Origin of the sequence: Halobacterium bonnevillei (assembly GCF_009831555.1) — an archaeon.
GTDB classification, from domain to species: Archaea; Halobacteriota; Halobacteria; order Halobacteriales; family Halobacteriaceae; genus Halobacterium; species Halobacterium bonnevillei.
Genome location: NZ_WUUU01000304.1, coordinates 1 through 1,863 on the forward strand (window position 1 = coordinate 1; position 1,863 = coordinate 1,863).

The following is a 1,863-nucleotide window of genomic DNA, read 5'->3' on the forward strand; positions in this document are numbered from 1 at the left end:
CCTCCTGGCCAGGCCGCAGCATCGAGGGCGTCGCGACGAGCGCGCTGTACGCCGCCGCTCGACAGGCCAACGCGCCCCGGAGCCTCGACGAGGTGGCCAACGTCAGCCGCGTCGAGCGCGACGAGATCGCCCGCACGTACCGGTACGTCGCCCGCGAACTGGGCCTCGAGGTCGCACCCACCGACCCCACCAGCTACGTCCCGCGGTTCTGTTCGCAACTCGAACTCACCGACGAAGTCGAGCGGCGCGCCCGCGACCTCCTGGAGAGCGCACGGGAAGCGGGCCTGTACTCCGGGAAGTCGCCGGTCGGCCTCGCCGCCGCGGCCGTCTACGCGGCCAGCCTGCTCGCCAACGAGCGCGTCACGCAGAGCGAAGTCAGCTCCGTGGCGAACGTCAGCGAGGTCACCATCCGGAACCGCTACCACGAGATCCTGGAAGCCGGCGGCGAGACGGGCGTCGAGGCCTGACTTCGCACCGAGGGCGGCCGCCGGGCTGCCGTCACTCGACCTCGTAGCCCAGGCCCCGAACCGTCGATTTGATCGCCTCCGTCGAGATCAGCTCCTCGCCGTGGCGCACTTCCACGAGCCCGGTCGAATCGTCGAACGTCGCCAACTGGACGCCCTCGCAGTCCTCCAGCGCGTTCTCGATGGCGTCGCCGTCGGCGGTCGTTGGAACGGTGAACCGCGCGCGGCTATTTGACACGCGACCCACCTCCCCCGTAGCTCCGGTATCCTATCCTCCCACCAGTCACGTCAGTTCTGCGTCTGTCTGTCGTCGGGAGCGTCCAGAACACGGACATACGTCTCCAGTCGGGTATTGGCGGGTTATCCGTTGTGGCAGTGTAGTTACCGGTCGATTGTCCCCCCGCGGGAATCGAGCGCCACGTCGACGACAGCTCTTCGACTCCTCTCTTCCCCTCCCTTTTCCGCTCCGATCTTTCCCCTCCCGGGTGCTGCGTGCAAACGTAACCCCTTTCTGCCGCGTCGCAGGAGTCCGCGGCATGGAGACGACCCGCCACTTCACGGCGACTGTCTACGTCGTCAACGACGGCGCGACCGCCCTCCACGAACACGACCGACTCGGCATCAGGATCCCGCCGGGCGGACACGTCGACCGCGACGAACTCCCCCACGAGGCAGGCAAGCGGGAGGTCCGCGAGGAGACCGGCCTCAACCCGACGCTGCTCGGCGACGCCCCCGACCTGCCCGCACCTGACGGCCGGGCGCTCCCGACGCCGCGCTACCAGGTCTGTTACGACATCAACGTCCACGGGGACGGCTCGGTCGGCCACCAGCACATCGACCACCTCTACTTCGCGACCGTTCCGTCGCGGGACATCGACCCAGCCGACGGCGAGGCGGGGACCGACGCCTGGGCATGGTACGCGCCGGCGGACCTCCGCGACAGCGACCTCGACGCCGACACCATCCAGATCGCGCTCGAAGCGATCGAGGCCGCCGAACGGCGCTCCTAACGAATCTCTCGCGCGCTCCGGTTCGTCACTCCAGGCGGCTCTCGACGTACCGGGTGACGTGGTCGTCCATCCGGCGCTTGAACCCCGCCTGGCGGGCGAGCCGGTCGACCTCGCGGGCGACCAGGCTGCCGTACTGGACGGCCTTCTTCTCGCGCTCGCAGACGACCGCCGGGAGCCGGTCTCGTGCGGCCTCGCGGAGGGCGCGCTTTTCGCTCGCCGTCCGCGACCAGCCACTCGCCGGGGAGTGTTATCGCCGCTGTGACGACGTCGTCGTGGAGCAGCGGCGTCACCGGCTCCACACCGGCGGCGCGAATCGTCCGCAGGTCTCGCTCGAGCTGGTCCGGCAGCCCGAGCAGGACTTCGCGGCGCGCGTCCCGGACGGTGTCCGC

3 protein-coding genes and 1 pseudogene are annotated in these 1,863 nt (G+C 69.7%); 2 read left to right on the forward strand and 2 right to left on the reverse strand.

The genetic code is table 11. The annotated features are described in order from the left end of the window. On the forward strand, positions 1–467 hold a 467-nt coding region (locus GRX66_RS18665; protein WP_394351549.1), incomplete at its 5' end, for a transcription initiation factor IIB. A gap of 31 nt (positions 468–498) precedes the next feature. On the opposite strand, the gene GRX66_RS18670 is transcribed toward GRX66_RS18665, so the two are convergent. Further along, complete coding sequence (locus GRX66_RS18670; protein WP_159527809.1) at positions 499–702, reverse strand: heavy-metal-associated domain-containing protein; 204 nt, start codon at positions 700–702, stop codon at positions 499–501. Between the two features lie 298 nt (positions 703–1,000). Here GRX66_RS18670 and GRX66_RS18675 point away from each other — a divergent pair, with 298 nt between their 5' ends. Further along, entirely contained in the window at positions 1,001–1,474 is a 474-nt protein-coding gene (locus tag GRX66_RS18675) for an NUDIX hydrolase (protein WP_159527810.1), read from the forward strand. 25 nt (positions 1,475–1,499) lie between these two features. Here the strand turns inward: GRX66_RS18675 and GRX66_RS20220 are convergent. Continuing rightward, positions 1,500–1,863 (reverse strand): annotated as a pseudogene (locus GRX66_RS20220) (asparagine synthase-related protein); the annotation flags it as partial.

Bases quoted from the DNA above. Each gene is read 5' to 3' on its own strand.
- GRX66_RS18675 (WP_159527810.1), top strand. From the start codon at position 1,001: ATGGAGACGACCCGCCACTTCACGGCGACTGTCTACGTCGTCAACGAC.